The sequence below is a fragment of the Polaromonas sp. P1_G2 genome (assembly GCF_056405515.1).
The window spans coordinates 1-525 of sequence record NZ_JBFUBY010000879.1 but is presented as its reverse complement, the minus strand read 5'-3'; the positions used below and the strand labels follow the sequence as shown (position 1 = coordinate 525).

1 protein-coding gene is annotated in these 525 nt (G+C 62.9%); it reads right to left on the bottom strand.

From position 1 onward, the window contains the following. Nucleotides 1–292: 292 nt before the first annotated feature. Nucleotides 293–525, bottom strand: a 233-nt coding sequence (locus AC1D0P_RS28120) for a hypothetical protein (RefSeq protein WP_477679735.1), incomplete at its 5' end; no start/stop codon positions are given.

The window sequence follows — 525 nt, the reverse complement described above, 5'->3', positions numbered from 1 at the left end:
AGGCAGAGGACTTTGCCGGCCGTGGTTGGGAAAAGCAGCATGAACAAGCCGATGAGGATCGCGAAGGCGGCGGCCACAAATGCTGCCTGGGCGCCCGGCGCTGTCGGATACTGCGGCCAGTCGAGCGAATCGAGCAGGGATTTCAGTGCGTCCATGGTTCCCCTCATGCCCCATCAACACAGTGATCTATGGCATATCCGCGGAGGCGTGGGAATCAGGGGAGGCGTGTCCACGCGCAATAATTCTCGTATCAACGTGCGGATATCACAAGGTTTCTTGCCGCCAAAGGCGTTTAGAGGAAGCTCTGCGGGTCGATGTCGATCTGCACCTGGATCGAGGCGCGTTCCTTCGGGCCGTTTTCGACCATGGTCCGGACGAAGCCCTGCATGTCGACCCCGCGCTTGCCATGCACGAGCAGCCGAAATCGGTGGCGACCGCGCACCAGAGCAGCGGTGCCTCGGCAGGGCCAAGCACCGAGATGCCGGAGACGTTCGGCGCAGCCTGTCTGAGGCCGCGGGCGTGGCC